The organism is Halobacillus litoralis (assembly GCF_009856415.1).
Classification (GTDB): Bacteria; Bacillota; Bacilli; order Bacillales; family Halobacillaceae; genus Halobacillus; species Halobacillus litoralis_C.
In genome coordinates this window covers 509102-528994 of sequence record NZ_WMEZ01000002.1, presented here as the reverse complement: position 1 = coordinate 528994, position 19893 = coordinate 509102, and the positions used below count along the sequence as shown (strand labels likewise).

Sequence of the window (19893 nt, the reverse complement as noted above, 5' to 3'; positions counted from 1 at the left end):
ATGTACGATACGCTGATTGAAAATATTGGACAATTGATTTTACCTGCGGAAGGCCCACTAAAAGGGGATGCGATGAAGCAGCTGGAAGTAAAAGAAAACATGGCCATCGCTTTTGAAGACGGGAAAGTCGCCTGGATCGGCCCCAACGAAGAAGCACGGAAACTCAAAGCCAACGAGCGTGTCGATGCTATGGAAAAAACTGTAACACCTGGTCTCGTCGATCCGCACACCCACCTCGTCTTCGGAGGATCGCGGGAAAACGAGCTGGCACTGAAGCAGGCTGGCGTTCCTTATTTGGAGATTTTGCAGCAAGGGGGCGGGATTTTATCAACGGTAGAAGCTACACGCGCGGAGAGTGAGACACACCTTTATGAAAAAGCAAAACAGACGCTGGAACAGATGGCAGCCCATGGAGTAACGACGCTTGAAGCGAAGAGCGGCTACGGGCTTGAGCGGGAAGCAGAGTTGAAACAGCTTCGAGTCGTCAAACGTTTGAACGAAGAAAGCTTACTCGATTTGGTTTCGACTTTTCTAGGTCCACATGCAATTCCACCGGAGTATAAGGGAAACGAAGAAGCGTTTCTTGATGACATGATCCGCCTGCTTCCTGAAATCAGTGAGGAAGGGTTGGCGGAGTTTACGGATATTTTTTGTGAAACGGGTGTCTTTACCATTGAGCAGTCCCGGCGTTTTATGAAAGCTTCCCAGGCACTTGGATTCCAAACGAAGATTCATGCCGATGAAATCGACCCGCTTGGAGGAACAGAGCTTGCCGTTTCCATGGGAGCGGCATCTGCCGATCACCTTGTCGCAGCTTCTGATGAGGGGATCGACCGCCTCGCTGAGGGCGATACGGTGGCTGTGCTGCTTCCGGGAACAACTTTTTACTTAGGAAAAGATTATTACGCAAATGCTAGAAAAATGATTGACAGCGGAGCCGCCGTCGCCCTGGCCACCGACTTCAACCCTGGGAGCTGTGTGACATACAACCCGCAGATGATCATGTCCCTTGCCGCGTTGAAAATGAAAATGACGCCGGAGGAGATATGGAATAGCGTCACGGTGAATGCTGCGCATGCGATTGGAAGAGGAGACGTTGCCGGGTGTTTGAGTGTCGGTAGAAAAGCGGATGTCGTACTGTGGGATGTTCCGAATTATAAGTACATTCCGTATCACTATGCGGCGAATCATGCGAAGGCGGTATGGAAGAATGGAAGAAAGGTGTGGGAAAGGAGGGGAGCCCGTGTCTTTTCAGTACCTCAACCCGGGCAGGGATGCTAGATTCAAAGATCGTCATACGACAAAGGTAGATGAAACAGTTTCGTATTACGAGCCTGGGGAAACCGGGGATATAGGGATTCTTGGCCTTCCTTTATCTAAAACTTCCATTTCATTGTCAGGCGCATCGGAAGCGCCTGGGTCGATTAGAAGAGCCCTAGGATCTTACAGTACGTATTCAGGGGAGAAAGACAAAAGTTATGAAGATATGAAGGTGTTGGACTTTGGGGACGTCCCTGTACATCCGACGGATAACGAGGAAACACGGAAGCGGTTGAAGACGAGTGTGAAAGAAATGATCGACACCGAAGCTTGTTCCAAGTACGTCATGCTTGGCGGGGATCATGGGGTTAGTTTCCCTAGTATTTCTGCCTTTCAGGAGAAATACGGAAGAGTCGGAGTCATTCAATGGGATGCTCACCATGATCTGCGGAACGTGGAAGATGGCGGACGGACAAACGGTACTCCCTTTCGAAGTTTAATCGAAGAAGGAGTCATACATGGCGAGGATCTCGTCCAAATCGGCATCCGTGACTTCTCCAACGCCAAAGCCTACGCCGACTATGCCAGAAACCATAACATCCACACCTACACCATGGGCGATGTCGAAGAGAAAGGCATCCATAATCTAACAGACCAGGTCATACAGATATTGGAAAATAAGTGCAACTGCATTTATTTGTCTGTCGATATGGATGCTGTTGATCAGGCGTATGCACCTGGTTGTCCAGCCATCGGTCCAGGAGGTTTAACGGCAAGGGAGCTGCTCAGCAGTGTTTCTCTCGCTGCCGCTCATCCTCTAGTCAAAGGAATGGATATCGTAGAAGTCGATCCTACCAAAGATTTCAGGGATATGACGAGCAGACTTGCTGCTCATGTGATGATGCGTTACATGTATGTATGATATGGAAATAACTGTTAGACCTGGTCATCCATGAAATGGATGACCAGGTCTAACAGTATTTGTAAGAAACCATATACAATCGTTTCTCCTTATGGTATTTTTAGTTTAATCTTTTGGTTTGTTTTAGCTTTTGAGATGGGAGAATGAGAGACTAGCAATGAGAGAAGTTATTTTATTGTTGGCTGATGTAGTCAATGTTTGGCATGACGTCATTTTGAAATTCACGCAAATGATGGGGTGGAATCTGACAGATAAGGACCTCCATTTCTGGGTCATTGGCGTTCTTGGAATCATCGGACTTATTTTTGTGGATATTCTTTTCCATGCCATAGCAAAATGGAGCATCACGGCTATTTCGTTTTTATTTACATTCGCGATGGTACTTGTCTTTGTTTTTGCCGTAGAGATTCAGCAGAAAATCACCGGCAGCGGAAACATGGAGTTCGCAGATGCCGTGGTCAGCGTATTGGGCTTTTTCCTGTTTGCTGGCATTTATTTTGTTTTCATTGGAATCATCCGTGTCATAAAAAAATATACAGCTAATAAAAAAGAAGACCAGGATGCCGCCTAAGCAAGGCGGCTTGTCTTCAAATGAAAAGCCCCCTTCTCAAGCGAGAAGGGGGCTTCGTTTTATTCAGAACCGAAATTAACAATCATATCATGCGTCTTTTGAATTTCTTCTTCCGGCATATCAATCAAATACATGCCGTTCGCCCGGAAGTTTTCTCCCTCCATTTGATAGGTGGTCGAATTTTTACGGGCACTGCTGTAATTGGTGACGAGTCTGCGCATATCCGCGAACTGCATGTTTGTGCTCACATTGTCACCGAGTACATCCATGACATCACCGACTTTGTTTACAGCGTCGAGACGCGCTCCTTTATCGATGATTCCCTGGATGACCTGGCGTTGACGTTCATTACGGCCTAAGTCACCGTTAGGGTCATTTTTACGCATGCGCACGAAAGCAAGCGCTTCGCGGCCGTCCAGTTTAATTTCGCCTTCTTTGAAATCAAATGGACCTGAGCTGAAAGCACGATCGTTATTGACGGTAATTCCATTCACGGCATCAACAACTTGAGATAATCCTTCCATGTTGACCCGGATGTAATAATCCAGTTCGATGTCAAGGAAGTTTTCAACGGTATTCACAGCCATGTCACTACCCCCGTAGGCGTAGGCATGGTTGATTCGTGTTTTACGTCCGTCGCCGGCAATTTCTGCATACGTATCGCGGGGGATACTGACCATCTGCATTTGGTCATTGTTGGGATCAAGCGTCATGACAATCATCGTATCGGAACGACCGACATCATTCTCCCGCTCATCGACACCGAGAAGGAGGATGTTCAACGGTTCCTTGTTATCTACTTTTTCTTTGGTCTGATCTGTATCGATTGAAGTTACATCTTCGTGTAAATCCTGGTTCACAGTCGTACGAACTTCATTATAGATGGTATATAAATAAACGCCTCCGATTAAAAATATGAATGCTACTACAAATAGGAGGACTTTCCAGCGTCTGCGTTTACGTCTTTTCTTTCTCTTAAGCTCCCTGCGTTCCATTCACCCACCTCTTTCTATAAACTACTATCCTATTATACGATTTTTGTAGATACATGTAAAAACTCTCCCATGAAGAGAGGGAGATACAGCACTTGATTGGTAAATACTGGTGTACCAGGTCATCCAGAATATGGATGACCTGGTGCGTTATTTTCTGGAAGGTGTGGTACGAGGGAAGGGGCCGGCATATAGTGGTATAAGCTATTCTTTTGGAGGAATGTAAATTGAGAAAGTGGTTGGGGCTGTTGCTCGTTTTGGGTCTTTTAGTGGGATGTGCACAGAATGCGACAGAGAGGTCGATCCAACAGTTTACATCCTCTACGGAGAATGAACTGCATTTTGTTTATTTTTATGATGAAGAACCACCGGACAAAAAAATCCGTTCCCAGTTGAATGGAATGAAAGTGTATCTGGCTCGGAAAAATATCATCGCCACCATCAGCTATCAAAAAATCGTGGCCGAAAAAAATTATGAAGAACTCCTCAATGTGAAAGACAGCCAGATCCTTGTTTTTGATTACAAAGGGATCCGGTACAATGCAAGGAACATCCACGTGTTAGAGGGAATGGTCCTGCAAATGCAAAACAACCCATAAAAAGAACCTGCCGTCAGCTTCCCCACTGCCGGCAGGTTCTTTTCTTACCTCGAGAAAAATTCTTCTAATATTAATACGCAGGCCCCGATGGCTGATGCGTGCTCTTCTAATTTGGATAGTACGATGTGTGTTTCCTTCGCTTTACTAGTCAATCCCCGGGAGTGGATGGTTTCTTTGATTCCGTCCATCAGAAAGTCTCCCGCCTTCGAAACGCCCCCGCCAATAATAATCCGTTTCGGGTTCAAGGTATGAATCAAATTGGTCAAGCCGATACCGAGAAACCTTCCTGTCTGATTCAACAGTTCAATGCTGAACTCGTCTCCTTCACAGGCTGCTTCATAAACAAGCTTTCCATCCACTTTTTCAAAATCGTGATCCACAAGGTCACGAATCATAGATGGCTTCCCAGTTTTCAATTCTTTACGGGCTCTCTCTGCAATGGCTGGACCGGCCGCAAGCGTCTGCAGACAGCCGTAATTGCCACACGTACATTTTGGCCCGGAAAGGTCGATCGTGATGTGACCGATCTCTCCCGCGATATTGTTTTCTCCATGAAAAAGTTGTCCTTTAATCATCATCCCCGCGCCGATTCCGTTCCCGACGTTGACACCGACCATGTTATCCGCATCGTTTCCATTGCCGAACCAATACTCTCCAAGCGTCATCGCCTTCGCATCGTTCTCTACTTTGACAATCATATCGAACTCATTCTCAAGCTCCGCTTTTATGGGGATATCGTAGAGCTGGAAGGATGGAGCGAAACGAGAGACTCCTTCAATCGGATCCACGATTCCGTGCATTCCGATACCGATGCCCAGGAACTTCTTCGGATCGCATTTACCTGATGCGAAAAATTCGCGAATGCCGCTTTTCATCGTTTCTAGAATATCCTCTTTGGACGGATACGGAGGAATGTCTTTTTTTACGGCATCCTTTAGTTCTCCATATAAGTTCGTGACGACAAAATTCATGTGGAAGGTCCCTACATCGACACCGATGATATAAAAATGATCCGCGTTGATTTCGAGTAATGTCGGTTTGCGTCCACCTTTAGACTGCCCCTGGGTGGTTTCAATCACAAACTGTGTTTGGATCAGTTCTTTAACAATATTGCTCACTGTGGGTGGAGTCAATCTCGATTGCTTCGCGATATCCGCCCGGGAGATCGGGCCATGCTCGCGAATCATATTCAAAATAATCGAGCGGTTCATCGATTTCATCAACTGAAAACTGCCTCTAGTATAGTGCGTGCTCATAAGATTCCTCCAACTATGTTGTACTGCTTCCATTTTACCATAAAAAGAAACTTATTAAATTTATTTTACTAAGTTAGCGTCGCAAACACTGTTCCTACGGCATCTATTATAGAACAGTTCTCCTTTAAAAGAGTTAATTTTGAAAAAACTCTTTTCATTTACATGGTTCTATGCTACCTTATAACTAGTTAGTTAATTTATTTTATTAAGTTTTGAAAACGCTATCAAATAAGGGGGAGGAAGACAGTATGAAAAATTGGTTGAAGAGTTTTCTTTTGGTAGGCCTTGTGGCTGGTGGACTGGCTGCATGTTCCGGTGAAACAGGAGGAGAATCCTCTGGTGAGAGTGGCGAAAGCGGAGACCCATCCGGCGAAATTACCGTTTGGGGCTGGAACGTAGCTGCTGAATCGATGGAACTTGCTGTTGACGGGTTCAAAGAACAGTACCCAGATGTTGAAGTGAATGTGGAAGATATCGGACGTTTGGATGTATATGAAAAGTTAACCGTAGGACTAGCTTCTGGAGGAAATGGACTTCCGGACGTAGTGATGGTCGAGTCTGATCGTCTAGCGAACTATCATGATCAATTCCCGGATGCGATCGCTAACCTTTCTGAGCTCGGTTACGATGAGCACGCAGATAAATTCGGAGAATATAAAAAGTCGGTGACTCAAAACGAAGACGGTGAATTTTTCGCAGCTCCTTGGGATGTAGGACCTGCAGGTGTCTTCTATCGTACTGATATTTTTGAAGAAGCGGGCGTCAACCCAGATGATATCAAAACGTGGGATGACTACATTGAAGCAGGGAAAACGATTCAAGAAGCAACGGGAACAAAAATGGTTCCGATTGACATCGCAGCAGACGATGCGCTTTACCGTATGATGATGAACCAGCAAGGTGCTTTCTACTATGATGAGGAAGGCAACATTGATGTGGCTTCCGAAGAATCACAAAAAGCGTTTGATGTGATTCAGCGTTTGCATGATGAAGATCTTGTCCTGAACAACAACGGTTGGGACGGCGTCGTTTCTGCAACAGTTAACGGCGAAGTGGCAACTGTTCCATTCGGAGTATGGTATTCAGGTACGATCATGGACCAGGCACCTGACCAAAGCGGCAACTGGGATGTCTTCTACTTGCCGGCATTCGAGGAAGGCGGCAACCGCGCAGCCAACCTTGGTGGGTCTGACCTAGTGATTCCATCTTCTACGGACAACGAAAGTGCAGCCTATGCATTCGTTGAGTACTTCACAACAGAAGTAGATCCGCAGATGAAGGCGCTTCAAGAAAAAGGTATTTTCCCATCTTTGGAAACAACATATGAAGAAGATTACTTCAGCCAGGAATCCGAATACTTTAACAACCAACCTGTCTTCCAACTGTTTGCGGATGAAGTATCCGATATCCCTGTAGCGAATTACACGTCTGATTATGCACGTGCATTTGATACGATGTCTGATACACAAGCATCCATCCTGCTTGACGGAACGCCGATTGAAGAAGCACTTCAAAACGCAGCGGACAAGCTTGAAAGTGAGACAGGACGCAGCGCCAACTAATTGACTCCCTATAAAAAATAGAACGAAAAAGGTCGATCTCCCAAAGTGGAGATCGACCTTTTTTGTTAAAGCATATACTCGGTCCATTGCAGATCGAGGAGAAACATCAGCGCTTCAGGAACAAGGGATTTCCTGGACTTCCATTGGTTTGGACCCTAACGAATACAGCCTTTATGGATCGAGTCTGAACCTGTAACAAAGGAGCTTTTATTAAGGAAAAAAATGAATGTAATTTTTCTGAAAATGAAGCAGACAAACACAGGAAGCTATGTTACTATTAAGTAAATTAAATTAATTAACAAAGTCTAAATGCTTAATTTTGAAGGCGCTTTTAGCACTGACCAATATCTTTGAGGGGGTAGAACATTGTGAGTCAACCGAATGCAGAACAGATGGCAAATACCAACCATGGACCGAACAAACAGCCATCTAAGAAACCGGGTCCGTCCAGCCAAAAACCGAAATCCCGTAAGAAGTGGATTACACCGAAAACGGTGCCGTACTTATTTATTCTTCCAGCCGTAACCTTCTTCTTGATCTTTACCGTTTATCCAGTCCTTTCGTCTTTATTATTGAGTTTTCAGACGCGTGCAGGATCAGGGTATGAATTTGTCGGACTGGATAACTACATTCGATTGTTCCAGGACACCTTATTTTACAAAGCCCTCGGAAATACGTTCCTCATTTTGCTCATTCAAGTACCGATCCAGTTGTTCTTAGCTGTCGTCATCGCGGTTGCGCTTAATTCACAACTGGTGAAAATGAAGAGCTTCTTCCGTATTGCTTTCTTCATGCCTGCAATTACAGCATTGGTCGCATCTTCCATCATCTTCATGATTATACTTGATGAAAACTATGGCCTTGCGAACTATGTACTTTCACTGTTTGGTATTGAGGCGATCGCCTGGTTGTCTGATCCATTCTGGGCAAAAGTTGCACTGATGGCGGCGATTACGTGGCGCTGGACCGGGTACAACATGGTCATTTTCCTAGCAGGTCTGCAAAACATTCCTGGTTCGCTTTATGAAGCAGCGGAGATGGACGGTGCAGGAAAGGTTCGTCAATTCTTTTACATTACCGTGCCACAATTGAAGCCGATCTTCTTGTTCACTTTCGTATTATCCACGATCGGTACGCTGCAGTTGTTCGATGAGCCTTACATTCTTACGCAGGGTGGTCCAAATAATGCCACGCTGACCATCACGCTTTATTTGTACCAAAATGGCTTCCGTTACTTTGATTTCGGATACGCATCCGCCATTGCTTACGTTCTTGTATTAATCATCGGGGTCCTTTCCTGGGCACAAATGAAATGGGCAGGTGAAGATAAATGAAGCAACAGATCAGTCCACTTAAAAAGACGTTTCTATATGCTTTCTTATTCATAGGGGTCATTATTTCCGTCTTCCCGTTCTATTGGATGTTTGTCGGGGCGACGAACCCGTCAGGAGAAATTTTCAAGGTTCCACCGAACTTCCTTCCAGGGAATTATGGTTGGGAGAACTTTAAAAACTTGAATGAAAACATTGGCATCATCCGCGTCATGGGGAACTCCTTGTTCATTACGCTGACGTTTACGGCCATCTCGGCCATCGTTTGTACGGCGGCGGGCTATGCGTTTGCGAAGTTCCAATTCAAAGGACGTAACGCGATTTTCTTCATGTTGCTTGTCGCGATCATGATTCCTTATCACGTAACGTTGATTCCTTTGTTCGAAATCTTCGGAAGTGTCGGCTGGTTGAACACGTTCCAGGCGGTCATCCTTCCACAGGTCGCTTATCCATTCGCGATTTTCCTGATGAGACAGAACATGCAGTCCATTCCGGATTCTTTGCTTGAAGCCGCGCGTGTGGACGGGGCTGGGGAGTTTCATATTTTCTTCCGCATCGTACTTCCCGTCATGCGTCCCGCGCTTGCCGCTGTTGCGATTTTCTTGTTCATGTTCCAGTGGAACAACTTTATTTGGCCGCTCGTCGTTCTGCAATCTCAGGAAATGTACACCTTGCCGGTCGCTCTCTCCAGTCTTGTCGGGATGTCACGGATTGACTACGGGCAGGTCATGATGGGAACAACGTTGTCTACATTGCCGATCATGATTTTCTTCTTGTTGCTGCAAAAGCAGTTCATCTCCGGAATTCTCGGCGGATCTGTCAAAGAGTAGAAGGAGGAGCAGCCATTGATCTTTATTAATGAAGAAACACAACAATTTCATCTCACCAATGGACAAATCAGTTATATTTTCCACGTCATGAAAAACGGACAGCTCGGTCATCTCTACTATGGCAAAGCACTTCGTGACCGGGACTTCCGCCATTTTCAAGACTATAAAAATACCAACCCTTCGACGACACATACGTTCGAAGGGGATCTTGGTTTTTCATTAGAGACCGTCAGACAGGAAGCACCGGTTTACGGAAAAGGAGATTTTCGTACGCCAGCGATCATTTTAGAAGAACAAAACGGCGCATCCGTCGCTGATTTTCGTTATAAAAAACACCAGATAATCAAAGGGAAGCCGAACTTAGAAGGTCTTCCGGCAACTTTCGCTCAAGAATCAGAAGCAGAAACGCTTGTGGTCACACTCGTCGACGACCAGGCACAGGTGGAGTGGGAGCTCATGTATACGATCTTCCGTGACCTACCTGCGCTCACTAGAAGCAATCGCCTCACCAATCATGGGAAAGAGCCGGTCACCTTGAAGCATTCCATGTCTTCATCCATCGACCTCCCTGACGCGGATTATGAAATGGTTCATCTTTCCGGCGCATGGGCCCGGGAACGTCACATCGAAACGAGAAAACTCACGGCCGGCGTATCGTCGATTGGAAGTGTGCGCGGGGCGAGCTCTCATCAGCACAATCCTTTTCTGGCTTTAAAAAGGGAAGAGACGACCGAGGACAGCGGGGAAGCGGTGGCGATGCAGTTCGTCTACAGTGGGAATTTCCTCGCGCAGGCTGAGGTCGATCATTATGGTACAACCCGCTTGTCGATGGGCATCCATCCGCAGGCTTTTCAATGGAAATTAGCACAAAATGAAAGCTTTCAAAACCCGGAAGTGATCTTGACTTATACAGAAAACGGCTTGAACGAAATGAGCCAGACGTTCCATGACTTGCACCGCAAGCATTTGATTGCGCCTCGGTGGATGGAAAAAGAACGTCCGATTCTGATCAACAACTGGGAAGCGACGTATTTTGATTTTAATGAAGAAAAATTGGATCGTTTTACAGATGAAGCGCGAGATCTCGGAGTCGAGCTGTTCGTTCTTGATGACGGCTGGTTTGGAAAACGCAATGATGATACCACTTCACTTGGTGACTGGTTTGTCGATGATAAAAAACTGCCAAACGGGATTGGAACGTTAGCGAAGAAAGTGAAAGCAAAAGGCCTTCAGTTCGGGCTCTGGTTTGAACCGGAAATGATCAGTCCTGAATCAGAACTGATGAAACAGCACCCGGAATGGGTCGTCGGTCCACCGCACAGACATCAGACGCTGGAGCGGAATCAAAAGGTGCTCGATTTCACCAACCCTCAGGTGGTGGATTACTTGTTCGAACGGATGAGTTCGCTCATCGACGAAACAGGACTCGACTACATCAAATGGGATATGAACCGCAACATCACAGAACCTTATTCCCAATATCTGTATGACCAGGTCAACTTTTTTCATCCGTACATCCTCGGAGTCTATGAGCTGTATGAGCGTTTGACGACGAAATATCCGGATGTCTTGTTCGAATCTTGCGCGGGTGGAGGGGGGCGGTTTGATGCCGGGCTTCTTTATTATGCTCCACAAGCATGGACGAGTGACGATACGGATGCCGTTGAACGGTTGAAGATCCAATACGGCACGTCTCTTGCCTACCCATTATGCAGCATGGGATCGCATGTCTCCGCGGTACCGAATCACCAGACGTATCGGAACACGCCTTTGAAGTTCCGTGCTGATGTTGCCTACTTCGGGACGTTCGGCTATGAATTCGATCCCAGCCAATTGACGAAGGAAGAAAAGGCCATCGTAAAAGAACAAATCACCGAATTTCAATCGCTTCGTCGTTTGATTCATTCCGGCACGTTTTATCGGTTGGCCGATCCATTTAAAAATCAGGATACGGCCTGGATGGTCGTCTCAGAAGAAAAATCCCAGGCGGTCGTCGGCTGGTACCGTGCGCATTACTTTCCGAATCCTAAGAACGACCAGGTTGTAAAACTGCGCGGTCTGGATCCTGAGAAGCGGTATGAAATAGAGGAAACATCCGCTACGTTTTATGGGGACGAACTGATGTACCGTGGACTCCCCCTTGGTGTGGAGTTCAATGGAGCGAATCATGAAAAAGCAGAACGCAGCGGGGATCACCAGTCTCAGCTTTTTGTTATCAAAGAGAAAAAATGAAGAAGGAGGGAATAGAAATGGAAGATTTACTTTCCGTTTTTGAGGAGAAATTCAGCGGAGGACAGGAAGCGCAGACGTTTTTTGCTCCAGGTCGTGTGAACTTGATCGGTGAGCACACAGACTACAACGGAGGGCATGTGTTTCCTTGTGCGCTGAGTGTCGGAACGTATGTCGCTGCGAGAAAAAGAGAAGATCAGAAGCTCCGTTTTTACTCTATGAATTTTCCGGACAAAGGAATTGTCGAAACTCATCTAGAAGGACTTGTATATGAGGAAGATCATGACTGGGCCAATTATCCGAAAGGCGTCATCGATGTTTTTCGAAAAGCCGGCTATGACATCGATACAGGACTCGATCTTGCTTTTTACGGAAACATTCCCAATGGGGCCGGGCTTTCATCCTCCGCATCCATTGAAGTTGCCACAGGGGTCGTGCTGGAAGAGCTGTTTGATTTATCCATTGACCGTGTGAAAATGGTCCAGCTTGCTCAACAGGCGGAAAACGAATTCGTCGGTGTCAACTGTGGCATCATGGACCAGTTCGCCATCGGATTGGGGAAAAAGGATCACGCCATGCTTTTGAACTGTGACACGCTGGACTATCAGTACACGCCTCTCCGACTCGAAAACCATGCTTTGGTTATTGCAAATACGAATAAGCGGCGCGGCCTTGCTGATTCCAAGTACAACGAGCGGAGAGAGGAATGCGAACAGGCACTGAAGCAGTTGAAGCAAGTCGCTTCTATCAATAGTTTAGGAGATTTGAGTGTCGAAGATTTTGAAACACACAAATCAACGATAGAAGATGCAACCGTTCAAAAGCGCGCAAAACATGCGGTCTATGAAAACGAGCGCACCATTGAAGCGGTCCATCAGCTGAATGCCGGGGATATTGAAGGGTTCGGAAAGTTGATGAACGCTTCCCACATATCACTGCGAGATGATTACGAAGTGACAGGGAAAGAGCTGGATGCCCTCGTCGAAGCGGCCTGGAAAGAAGGAGCTGTCGGGTCCCGCATGACAGGAGCCGGATTTGGCGGCTGCACGATCAGCCTCGTCAAACGAACGCATGTGGATGGTTTCATCGAAGTGGTCGGACGACGGTATCAAGAACAAACGGGCTTAGAAGCAGACTTTTATGTCGTGGAAATCGGGGATGGCGCGAAACGCTTGGAGGAGGAGAGAATATGACAGTACTTGTATGTGGTGGAGCGGGGTATATCGGAAGTCACGCCGTAGCACAGCTTCTCGATCAGGGCGAAAACGTCATCGTCGTGGATAACCTGCAGACAGGGCACCGACCAGCTGTGCTGGATGGGGTGAAACGGTATGAGGGTGACTTACGTGATGAGGCCTTCATGAACTCTGTATTCGAAGAAAATGAAATCGACTCCGTGCTCCATTTTGCTGCCGATTCTCTAGTAGGAGAAAGTGTGGAAAAACCTCTTCAATATTATGATAACAACGTCGGAGGGGCGACATCGCTTTTAAAGGCCATGGCAGCTCATGACGTAAAACGGATGGTCTTTTCTTCAACGGCCGCTGTGTATGGAGAGCCGGAACAGATGCCGATTCAGGAAAACGATCCAACACAGCCGACGAATCCATACGGGGAGACGAAGCTTGCCATTGAAAAAATGCTCAAATGGGCTGAAGAAGCTTACGGTATCCAGTACACCGTGCTCCGCTATTTTAATGTGGCGGGAGCGGACGTCAAAGGACGAATTGGAGAAGATCATCGTCCGGAAACCCACCTTATTCCGATCGTTTTACAAGTAGCCCTTGGAAAAAGGGAGAAGATCATGATCTTCGGTGATGATTATCCGACCGCTGATGGTACTTGTATTCGCGATTACATTCACGTCGAAGATTTGGTGGCTGCTCATCTGCAGGCGATCGATCGCTTGAAAAAGGGAGGCGCAAGCACCATCTACAACCTCGGAAATGGGCAAGGTTTCAGCGTGAAAGAAATCATCGAAGCGGTTCGTAAAGTGACGGGGCATCCGGTGCCCGCTGAAGTTGCACCCAAACGTGCCGGCGATCCGGCGCAGCTCGTCGCCTCCTCTGAAAAAGCGAGGAAAGAGCTTGGATGGTCGCCTCAATATCCAGAGGTTGAAAAAATGATTGAATCGGCATGGAAGTGGTTTCAAGAACATCCACATGGGTACGAAGATTAAAAGGGTGGTGAGGATATGACGATTTATCAAGACATTGAACATCTCATTCATTATGGACTGCACAAAAGGTTGATCTCGGTATGGGACGTCGATTATGTCCGGAACCGTTTCTTTCATTTGTTCAAACTTGAAGGCGCTTTCGTGGAAGTTTCTCCTGAAGAGGAAGACTACACCACTCCTGTTGCCATCCTGCACCGCATGCTTTCCTATGCGGTTGAAAAAAAGATCATCGAAGAAGATACGGTCACTGACCGGGACCTCTTGGATGCGAAAATCATGGATATCCTCGTTCCGCGTCCATCCGAGGTGACCAGGGACTTTTATTACAAATTCGAAAAAGAAGGACCGCAGGCAGCAACGGATTATTTTTATCAACTATCCAAGAACTCCCATTACATCCGCACAGACCGCATCGCTAAAAACAAACACTGGTACAGCACGACAGACTATGGAGAGTTAGAGATTACCATCAATCTATCAAAGCCGGAAAAAGATCCAAAATCGATCGCGGCAGCAAAAGCGAAGAAACAATCCTCTTATCCCGATTGTCTGCTGTGTAAAGAGAATGTCGGGTACGCCGGCAGGCTCGATCACCCGGCGCGGGACAACCACCGTATCATCCCGGTCGATCTCGAAGGGGAGCACTGGTTCCTGCAGTATTCACCGTATGTGTACTACAACGAGCATGCCATCGTTTTATCACGGGAGCACCGTCCGATGAAGGTCTCCAAGGAAGGCTTTGATCGTCTCCTCGATTTCACGGACCAACTGCCTCACTATTTTGTAGGATCGAACGCAGATCTACCCATCGTTGGCGGATCAATTCTGAGTCATGACCACTTCCAGGGTGGCCACCATGAATTTCCGATGGCGAAAGCACCCGTGGAGGAAACGTTCGATATTCCAAGATTCAAAGATGTCGAGGCTGGTATTGTCCACTGGCCGATGTCTGTCATTCGTTTGAGAGGCGAGGACCGTCACCGGGTATCGGAACTCGGAGACGTCATCTTGCAGTCATGGCGGAATTATTCGGATGAAAAAGTAGAAGTTTTCGCAGAAACAGAGGGAGAACCTCATAACACGGTGACCCCGATCGCCCGTTACAGAGAGGGGCAGTATGAGCTCGACCTCGTCCTCAGAAACAACCGGACGAATGAAGCTCATCCAATGGGGATTTTCCATCCTCATAAAGAAGTGCACCATATTAAAAAAGAAAACATCGGTCTGATCGAAGTCATGGGACTTGCCGTGCTTCCAGGGCGATTGGTGAATGAAATGGAGCAGCTGAGCCGTTTTATAAAAGAAGAAAAATTAGACGCAGCGACGAATGATGGAGCTGTCGCCAAACACGTGCCGTGGGCGAAGCAGATCCATTGGAACACAACATCAGAACAAGCCGTTTGGGAACAGATGCAAGAAGAAATCGGTAAACGATTTTCCGAAGTTTTGGAACATGCAGGGGTGTTCAAACGTACAGAAGAAGGGAAGGAAGCGTTCCAGCGTTTCTTGAAACAATTAGGTTAAGGAGGCGGTGACCAATGGTCGATGTTTGTACGTACCAGAAGACGAAATTCAAGAGTCTGGATGCCGTTGTATTGGAAAATGAGAGGGTAAGAGCGGTGATCCTACCGGGATACGGAGGGAAGATGGTCAGTTTCTTTGATAAAGAAGCCGATTATGAATGGTTGTATCAGACCGACCGTCCTAATCTCGAAATCCCGCCGTACGGAGCGGATTTTTCCAACTATGATTCTAGTGGTTTTGACGAGATGTTTCCTGGGATCGACAAGGGCCCTCATCCGACAGACTGGAAGGAGATCCCCGATCACGGAGAAGTATGGACGCTTCCGTGGGAATATAAAGCGACCTATGATGGGGTTTCGCTTGAGGTCCACAGTCCAGAGTTCCCTTATGCATTGAAAAAGAAAATCTGTCTGCACGGCGATGGCGTCACGATTAAATATGAAGCCATCAACAAGAGTGATGAGCCGTTTCCATTCATTTGGACCCCTCATGCTTTGCTCAATCTTGATGAACACACCGCCATCGAAGTGCCGGAAGACATGAAGCAAGTGATGAATGTGGAAAAAGGATCGCAGCACCTCGGCGACTGGGGGACGACACACGCTTATCCGGAAACAAAGTCAGCGAAAACAGGCAGTAAGATCGACCTCAGCGAGCTTGAGCCGATGGAAGAAGGAACGGCAGAGAAATTTTATTTCACAGAGCCGCTGTCTAAAGGATGGTGCTCGCTCGTCCAACCCAACTTGAACAGAAAACTGACGTATCGTTTTCCTGAAAATAAAGTGCCGTATCTTGGCGTGTGGAAAACGCGCGGCGGCTACCGGGGAGAGCATAATATCGCATTGGAACCGTGCACAGGCGTATATGACGATGTGTATCTTGCTGAAAAAATCGGCAAAGTTTCCTATATCCCAGCACACGGCTCTTACACGTGGACATTGAACATCGAGACAGGAGGCTTATAAATGACGTATTTAGGTGTCGATTACTATCCGGAACACTGGCCGGAACAAATGATGGATGAAGACATTCAGGGCATCAAAGAGATGGGCGCGAACATGATCCGGATTGGAGAATTTGCGTGGCATCTCATGGAAAAAGAGGAAGGCGCTTTTGACTTTTCCTACTTCGATCGTGTGATTAAAAAAGCGAAACAGCAAGGCCTCGAGGTCATGTTCGGGACACCGACAGCGACATTTCCAGCTTGGCTCGCTCAGAAACACCCTTCGATTCTATCTGAAAATGAAAACGGTAACACAAGGGTGTTCGGTGGCCGTCGCCAATACTGCTTCAACTCAGACAAATACCGTCAGTACGCAGCAGGGATAACGGAAAAACTCGTCCAGCACTATAAAAATGAGGAAGCCATTGTCTCCTGGCAGATTGACAATGAATTCGGTCATGAAGGAAGCGACATGTGCTACTGTGATCAGTGCCATGGTGCCTTTCATCAGTATTTGCAAAACAAATACGAAAGCGTGGATCAGCTGAATGACGAATGGGGGACGATTTTCTGGGGGCAGACGTACAACGACTTTTCTGAAATTCCGATTCCGAAGCCGACCGTGACGACCCACAATCCGACGTTGAAGCTGGAGTGGGCACGCTTCCGTTCCGCTTCTGTCAACGGATTCACCCATGAAATGACGGCGATTGTGAACGAACACAAAGGCAGCCATCAGACAGTGACAACGAACGTGTCCGGGGGCTTTTTCGATAAGTGGTTCGACCACGAGGAAAATGTGAAGCCGATGGACTTCGTCTCCTATGATAACTATCCGGTATGGGGCGGCCTCGAAAAACCGATCCCTCCAGAAGCGATCGCCATGACGCATGATTTCAACCGTGGCTTACTGGATCAAAACTATTGGATCGTCGAAGAACTGATGGGAGCTCAGGGCCATGATGTCATCGGCTACCTGCCACGACCGAATCAAGCGAAAATGTGGTCGTACCAAGCGTTCGCACACGGTTGTTCCAACATGCTCTATTTCCGCTGGCGTGGCATGACCAAAGGTGCCGAACAGTTTTGTTACGGTGTCGTCGACCATGACAACGTATATGGACGCAAATATAAAGAGGTACAATCTCTTTTCAGCGAAATCAAAGAGTATGAAGAGCTGTTGAATGCGGAAATCAACTCTGATGTTGCGGTTCTCTATGATTATGACAACATCTGGTCATGGCGTTCACAAATCCAGAGCAAAGACTTTGATTTTAACGAAGAATTGCTTCGTTTGTATCGCCCGTTTTACCGTAAGAATACGAACATCGACGTCATCCCGGCCAGCCGTGATCTCAGTACATACAAAGTCGTACTGGTCCCAGTCATGCAGTTGATGGACGATGCACTCGCGAGTCGGCTCCGGACCTTTGCAGACGAAGGCGGCACCGTCATCTTTTCCTTCCGTGCCGGATTGAAAGGCAAGGACAACAACATCCGACTCGGGGAAGTCCTGCCAGGCCCTGTCCGTGATATGATCGGTGCACGCGTGGAGGAAATCGAATCTTTAACGGCTGCCCATCAGCTTGAATTGCAAGGGGAAGGAGCGTTTGCTGAAGTACCCGCTCACATATCCGTCTGGCGCGACCTCCTCGTTCCTGAACAAGCAGAAACGCTCTATTCGTATCAGGATCAATTTTACAAAGAGTACGCAGCCGTGACGAAGAACACCTTTGGAAAAGGGAGCGTGTACTATGTCGGCGGTGGCTTGAGTGAAGAGGCTTTGGAGAAAATTGCTGACGATGTGACGAAGGACCGTGGCATTCAAACGATCGAGTCCGATAGCGATGTGGAAGTGTATCGCCGTCATATCGGTGGAGATTCCTACCTATTCTTGATGAATCACAGTGATAAGGAAAAGTCGTATGGTAAGGAGAAGCTGGGTCCATTTGAAAGTAGAATTGTGAAGGGATAGAGAAAGTGCAGGAGGGAGCTCCTGCACTTTTTTAGTTTGATTGATATATTTTTGATTTGGCCGATATATTAGGAGTTTGGTTGATATATCTAAAATTTAATTGATATATCGTAATTTTGGTTGATAAAAGCCTCCCGTGTAAACGAGAGGCTCAATGGTTTACTTATTGCTATTATTCTTCTGCAAAACTTTCAAACCTTGGTTCATGTCAGAGCCAAGCACGTAGTTGCGATCAACGAATGTTCCCCAGAAATAACCGCCGGCAGGATTATAAACACCAACCTGCTCCGGATTGCTAGGATCGGTGATATCCACCGCACGGATTCCTCCCGCATAGTGGGACAGATACAAGGTGTTGCCATGAACTTTTGGATCGTGGACGGTGTTCGCGAATGTTACACCATCTTCTACGTCATCGACGAGCTCTGTCTTGAACGTGCTCAACAGCTGCGGATTCTGCTTATCTTTAATATCAAATATTCTCGTGTAGCCATAGGATTCTTCATAGCCTTCTCTTGTAGGATTGTACACTTCGCGTGTCTCAATCAGGACATTGCCGCCTTTCGCAAGGGCTGCGGAGTGTGCGGATCCCTGAACATCCGGAGCATAGTCTGTCCGACCTTCGAACTTCACATTGTAAGGATCAGAGATATCGAGAATGATCGTACCGAGATCCCAGAAAGATAGAAGGGCAGTATCTCCGTTGTTGTCCGTCATCGTACTGTGGTTGAAGACAGGACGTGTTTTCCCATCAGGAGAGTCCCAGTGATATCCGTTGAAATCTTCATCGACTTCAGGCAAGGTGCGCGGATCGAACTCGTAAATCGTTTCCGGAGCGGAAGGGTCGCTAACGTCAACTAATGCGAAATCCTTCTCTTTCCCGTGGGTATAGTAGTCCGCATACGGATTTGCCGCCAACACGAAAGGCTTTCCTTCTTTCACTGTCAGGTAAAGTTCATGGGTACCCGGCACGCGCTTGTCCATTTCCCAGAAACCAAGTTTTTCAGGAGACTCAGGATTCGATACATCATATAAAAGAAAGCCACCTTTGGATTCAGGAGCTTCACGATCCAGTTGTTGGACACTTACGACAGCAAGATCCCCTTTGAACTCTTCCGTGTTCACTTTTTTTACAATGACTTTTTCCTGCCATGTGCCAGGAATGTCATCAGCAAACTTGGCGATTTCAACTGGATTGGATGGATCTTTCAAATCAAAGATACGGACGCCGCCTTCGCCGCCATTCCGTGTATGTGTACCTACATAAGCATAGCCATCATAGGCATAAACATCAGCGGTGTTATTCTGGACGCCATCATATTGTTTTAACTGCGCGGAACCGACTTCCTTCCAGTTTCCTACGTTTTTCGTCCCTTCTAAAACAGGCACCTCATTAAGTGCTTGCGACCCTTCCTGCCCTTTCTCTACTAGTGCATCATCAAGCATGTCGTGGGCAAATGTCGTCGGTGTAGCAGAAAAGACAAGTAACCCAGCCATAGCCGAGCTAAGAACGATGTGTTTCTTATTCATCAAATTTCCCCCTCTAATAGAAATACTTACCAAAATATAACATGTAAGGAAATCGGTTTCACTAATATTCAGAAAAATGAATCAAATGGACAGGTGTTCGATAGGATATCTATCCTGGATATCGAATCCTTCGTGTGTCTAAAGAAATACAAACCAAGAGCATAATTAAGGAGAAAGATTGATTGACAAA

General features: G+C 46.9%; 16 protein-coding genes. 13 read left to right on the top strand and 3 right to left on the bottom strand.

The genetic code is table 11. The annotated features are described in order from the left end of the window. From hutI to GLV98_RS08085, 3 genes are all read left to right on the top strand, one after another. The gene (gene hutI, locus GLV98_RS08095; RefSeq protein ID WP_160913883.1) at positions 1-1281 is read left to right on the top strand and encodes an imidazolonepropionase; all 1281 of its coding nucleotides are present in this window, start codon (positions 1-3) and stop codon (positions 1279-1281) included. Then, positions 1244-2182, top strand: a complete 939-nt coding sequence (hutG, locus tag GLV98_RS08090) for a formimidoylglutamase (RefSeq protein WP_337193731.1) — start codon at positions 1244-1246, stop codon at positions 2180-2182. The genes hutI and hutG overlap by 38 nt, the downstream gene beginning before the upstream one ends. Positions 2183-2339: 157 nt before the next feature. Next, positions 2340-2753 (top strand): hypothetical protein, encoded by a 414-nt coding sequence (locus GLV98_RS08085; RefSeq protein ID WP_160913878.1) that lies wholly within the window; start codon positions 2340-2342, stop codon positions 2751-2753. Positions 2754-2812: 59 nt separating this feature from the next. On the opposite strand, the gene GLV98_RS08080 is transcribed toward GLV98_RS08085, so the two are convergent. Beyond that, entirely contained in the window at positions 2813-3748 is a 936-nt protein-coding gene (locus GLV98_RS08080) for an LCP family protein (RefSeq protein WP_160913876.1), read from the bottom strand. A gap of 224 nt (positions 3749-3972) precedes the next feature. On the opposite strand from GLV98_RS08080, the gene GLV98_RS08075 reads away from it, so the two are divergent. Then, a complete protein-coding gene (locus GLV98_RS08075; protein ID WP_160913874.1) occupies positions 3973-4344 on the top strand; it encodes a hypothetical protein in 372 nt (123 codons plus the stop codon). A 44-nt stretch (positions 4345-4388) separates the two neighbouring features. Here GLV98_RS08075 and GLV98_RS08070 read toward each other — a convergent pair whose 3' ends face one another. Next, positions 4389-5600: an ROK family transcriptional regulator gene (locus GLV98_RS08070; protein ID WP_160913872.1), complete on the bottom strand. Its 1212-nt coding sequence runs from the start codon at positions 5598-5600 to the stop codon at positions 4389-4391. Positions 5601-5848: 248 nt separating this feature from the next. Here GLV98_RS08070 and GLV98_RS08065 point away from each other — a divergent pair, with 248 nt between their 5' ends. The 9 genes from GLV98_RS08065 to GLV98_RS08025 all read left to right on the top strand — a co-directional run bounded on the left by GLV98_RS08065 (position 5849) and on the right by GLV98_RS08025 (position 18173). Continuing rightward, positions 5849-7162: an ABC transporter substrate-binding protein gene (locus GLV98_RS08065; protein WP_160913870.1), complete on the top strand. Its 1314-nt coding sequence runs from the start codon at positions 5849-5851 to the stop codon at positions 7160-7162. Positions 7163-7530: 368 nt separating this feature from the next. Next, positions 7531-8496 (top strand): sugar ABC transporter permease, encoded by a 966-nt coding sequence (locus GLV98_RS08060; RefSeq protein WP_337193730.1) that lies wholly within the window; start codon positions 7531-7533, stop codon positions 8494-8496. Further along, complete coding sequence (locus tag GLV98_RS08055) at positions 8493-9323, top strand: carbohydrate ABC transporter permease (RefSeq protein ID WP_160913867.1); 831 nt, start codon at positions 8493-8495, stop codon at positions 9321-9323. The genes GLV98_RS08060 and GLV98_RS08055 overlap by 4 nt, the downstream gene beginning before the upstream one ends. Positions 9324-9338: 15 nt before the next feature. Then, complete coding sequence (locus GLV98_RS08050; protein WP_237417072.1) at positions 9339-11555, top strand: alpha-galactosidase; 2217 nt, start codon at positions 9339-9341, stop codon at positions 11553-11555. 17 nt (positions 11556-11572) lie between these two features. Beyond that, on the top strand, positions 11573-12745 hold the full coding sequence (locus GLV98_RS08045) for a galactokinase (RefSeq protein WP_160913865.1): 1173 nt from the start codon (positions 11573-11575) through the stop codon (positions 12743-12745). Then, positions 12742-13731: a UDP-glucose 4-epimerase GalE gene (galE, locus tag GLV98_RS08040; RefSeq protein WP_160913863.1), complete on the top strand. Its 990-nt coding sequence runs from the start codon at positions 12742-12744 to the stop codon at positions 13729-13731. The genes GLV98_RS08045 and galE overlap by 4 nt, the downstream gene beginning before the upstream one ends. A 15-nt stretch (positions 13732-13746) precedes the next feature. Continuing rightward, positions 13747-15255 (top strand): UDP-glucose--hexose-1-phosphate uridylyltransferase, encoded by a 1509-nt coding sequence (galT, locus tag GLV98_RS08035; protein ID WP_160913861.1) that lies wholly within the window; start codon positions 13747-13749, stop codon positions 15253-15255. Positions 15256-15269: 14 nt separating this feature from the next. Continuing rightward, positions 15270-16220, top strand: a complete 951-nt coding sequence (locus GLV98_RS08030) for a DUF5107 domain-containing protein (RefSeq protein WP_160913859.1) — start codon at positions 15270-15272, stop codon at positions 16218-16220. Then, the gene (locus tag GLV98_RS08025) at positions 16221-18173 is read left to right on the top strand and encodes a beta-galactosidase (protein ID WP_160913856.1); all 1953 of its coding nucleotides are present in this window, start codon (positions 16221-16223) and stop codon (positions 18171-18173) included. 159 nt (positions 18174-18332) lie between these two features. On the opposite strand, the gene GLV98_RS08020 is transcribed toward GLV98_RS08025, so the two are convergent. Then, the gene (locus GLV98_RS08020) at positions 18333-19703 is read right to left on the bottom strand and encodes an LVIVD repeat-containing protein (RefSeq protein WP_160913854.1); all 1371 of its coding nucleotides are present in this window, start codon (positions 19701-19703) and stop codon (positions 18333-18335) included. Positions 19704-19893: the final 190 nt, after the last annotated feature.

What these genes read in the sequence shown, in the direction of transcription:
- hutI (WP_160913883.1), top strand. Translation starts at nt 1, where the DNA reads ATGTACGATACGCTGATTGAAAATATTGGACAATTGATTTTACCTGCG.
- GLV98_RS08085 (WP_160913878.1), top strand. Translation starts at nt 2,340, where the DNA reads ATGAGAGAAGTTATTTTATTGTTGGCTGATGTAGTCAATGTTTGGCAT.
- GLV98_RS08080 (WP_160913876.1), bottom strand. Translation starts at nt 3,748, where the DNA reads ATGGAACGCAGGGAGCTTAAGAGAAAGAAAAGACGTAAACGCAGACGC.
- GLV98_RS08070 (WP_160913872.1), bottom strand. Translation starts at nt 5,600, where the DNA reads ATGAGCACGCACTATACTAGAGGCAGTTTTCAGTTGATGAAATCGATG.
- GLV98_RS08065 (WP_160913870.1), top strand. Translation starts at nt 5,849, where the DNA reads ATGAAAAATTGGTTGAAGAGTTTTCTTTTGGTAGGCCTTGTGGCTGGT.
- GLV98_RS08055 (WP_160913867.1), top strand. Translation starts at nt 8,493, where the DNA reads ATGAAGCAACAGATCAGTCCACTTAAAAAGACGTTTCTATATGCTTTC.
- GLV98_RS08045 (WP_160913865.1), top strand. Translation starts at nt 11,573, where the DNA reads ATGGAAGATTTACTTTCCGTTTTTGAGGAGAAATTCAGCGGAGGACAG.
- galE (WP_160913863.1), top strand. Translation starts at nt 12,742, where the DNA reads ATGACAGTACTTGTATGTGGTGGAGCGGGGTATATCGGAAGTCACGCC.
- galT (WP_160913861.1), top strand. Translation starts at nt 13,747, where the DNA reads ATGACGATTTATCAAGACATTGAACATCTCATTCATTATGGACTGCAC.
- GLV98_RS08030 (WP_160913859.1), top strand. Translation starts at nt 15,270, where the DNA reads ATGGTCGATGTTTGTACGTACCAGAAGACGAAATTCAAGAGTCTGGAT.
- GLV98_RS08025 (WP_160913856.1), top strand. Translation starts at nt 16,221, where the DNA reads ATGACGTATTTAGGTGTCGATTACTATCCGGAACACTGGCCGGAACAA.
- GLV98_RS08020 (WP_160913854.1), bottom strand. Translation starts at nt 19,703, where the DNA reads ATGAATAAGAAACACATCGTTCTTAGCTCGGCTATGGCTGGGTTACTT.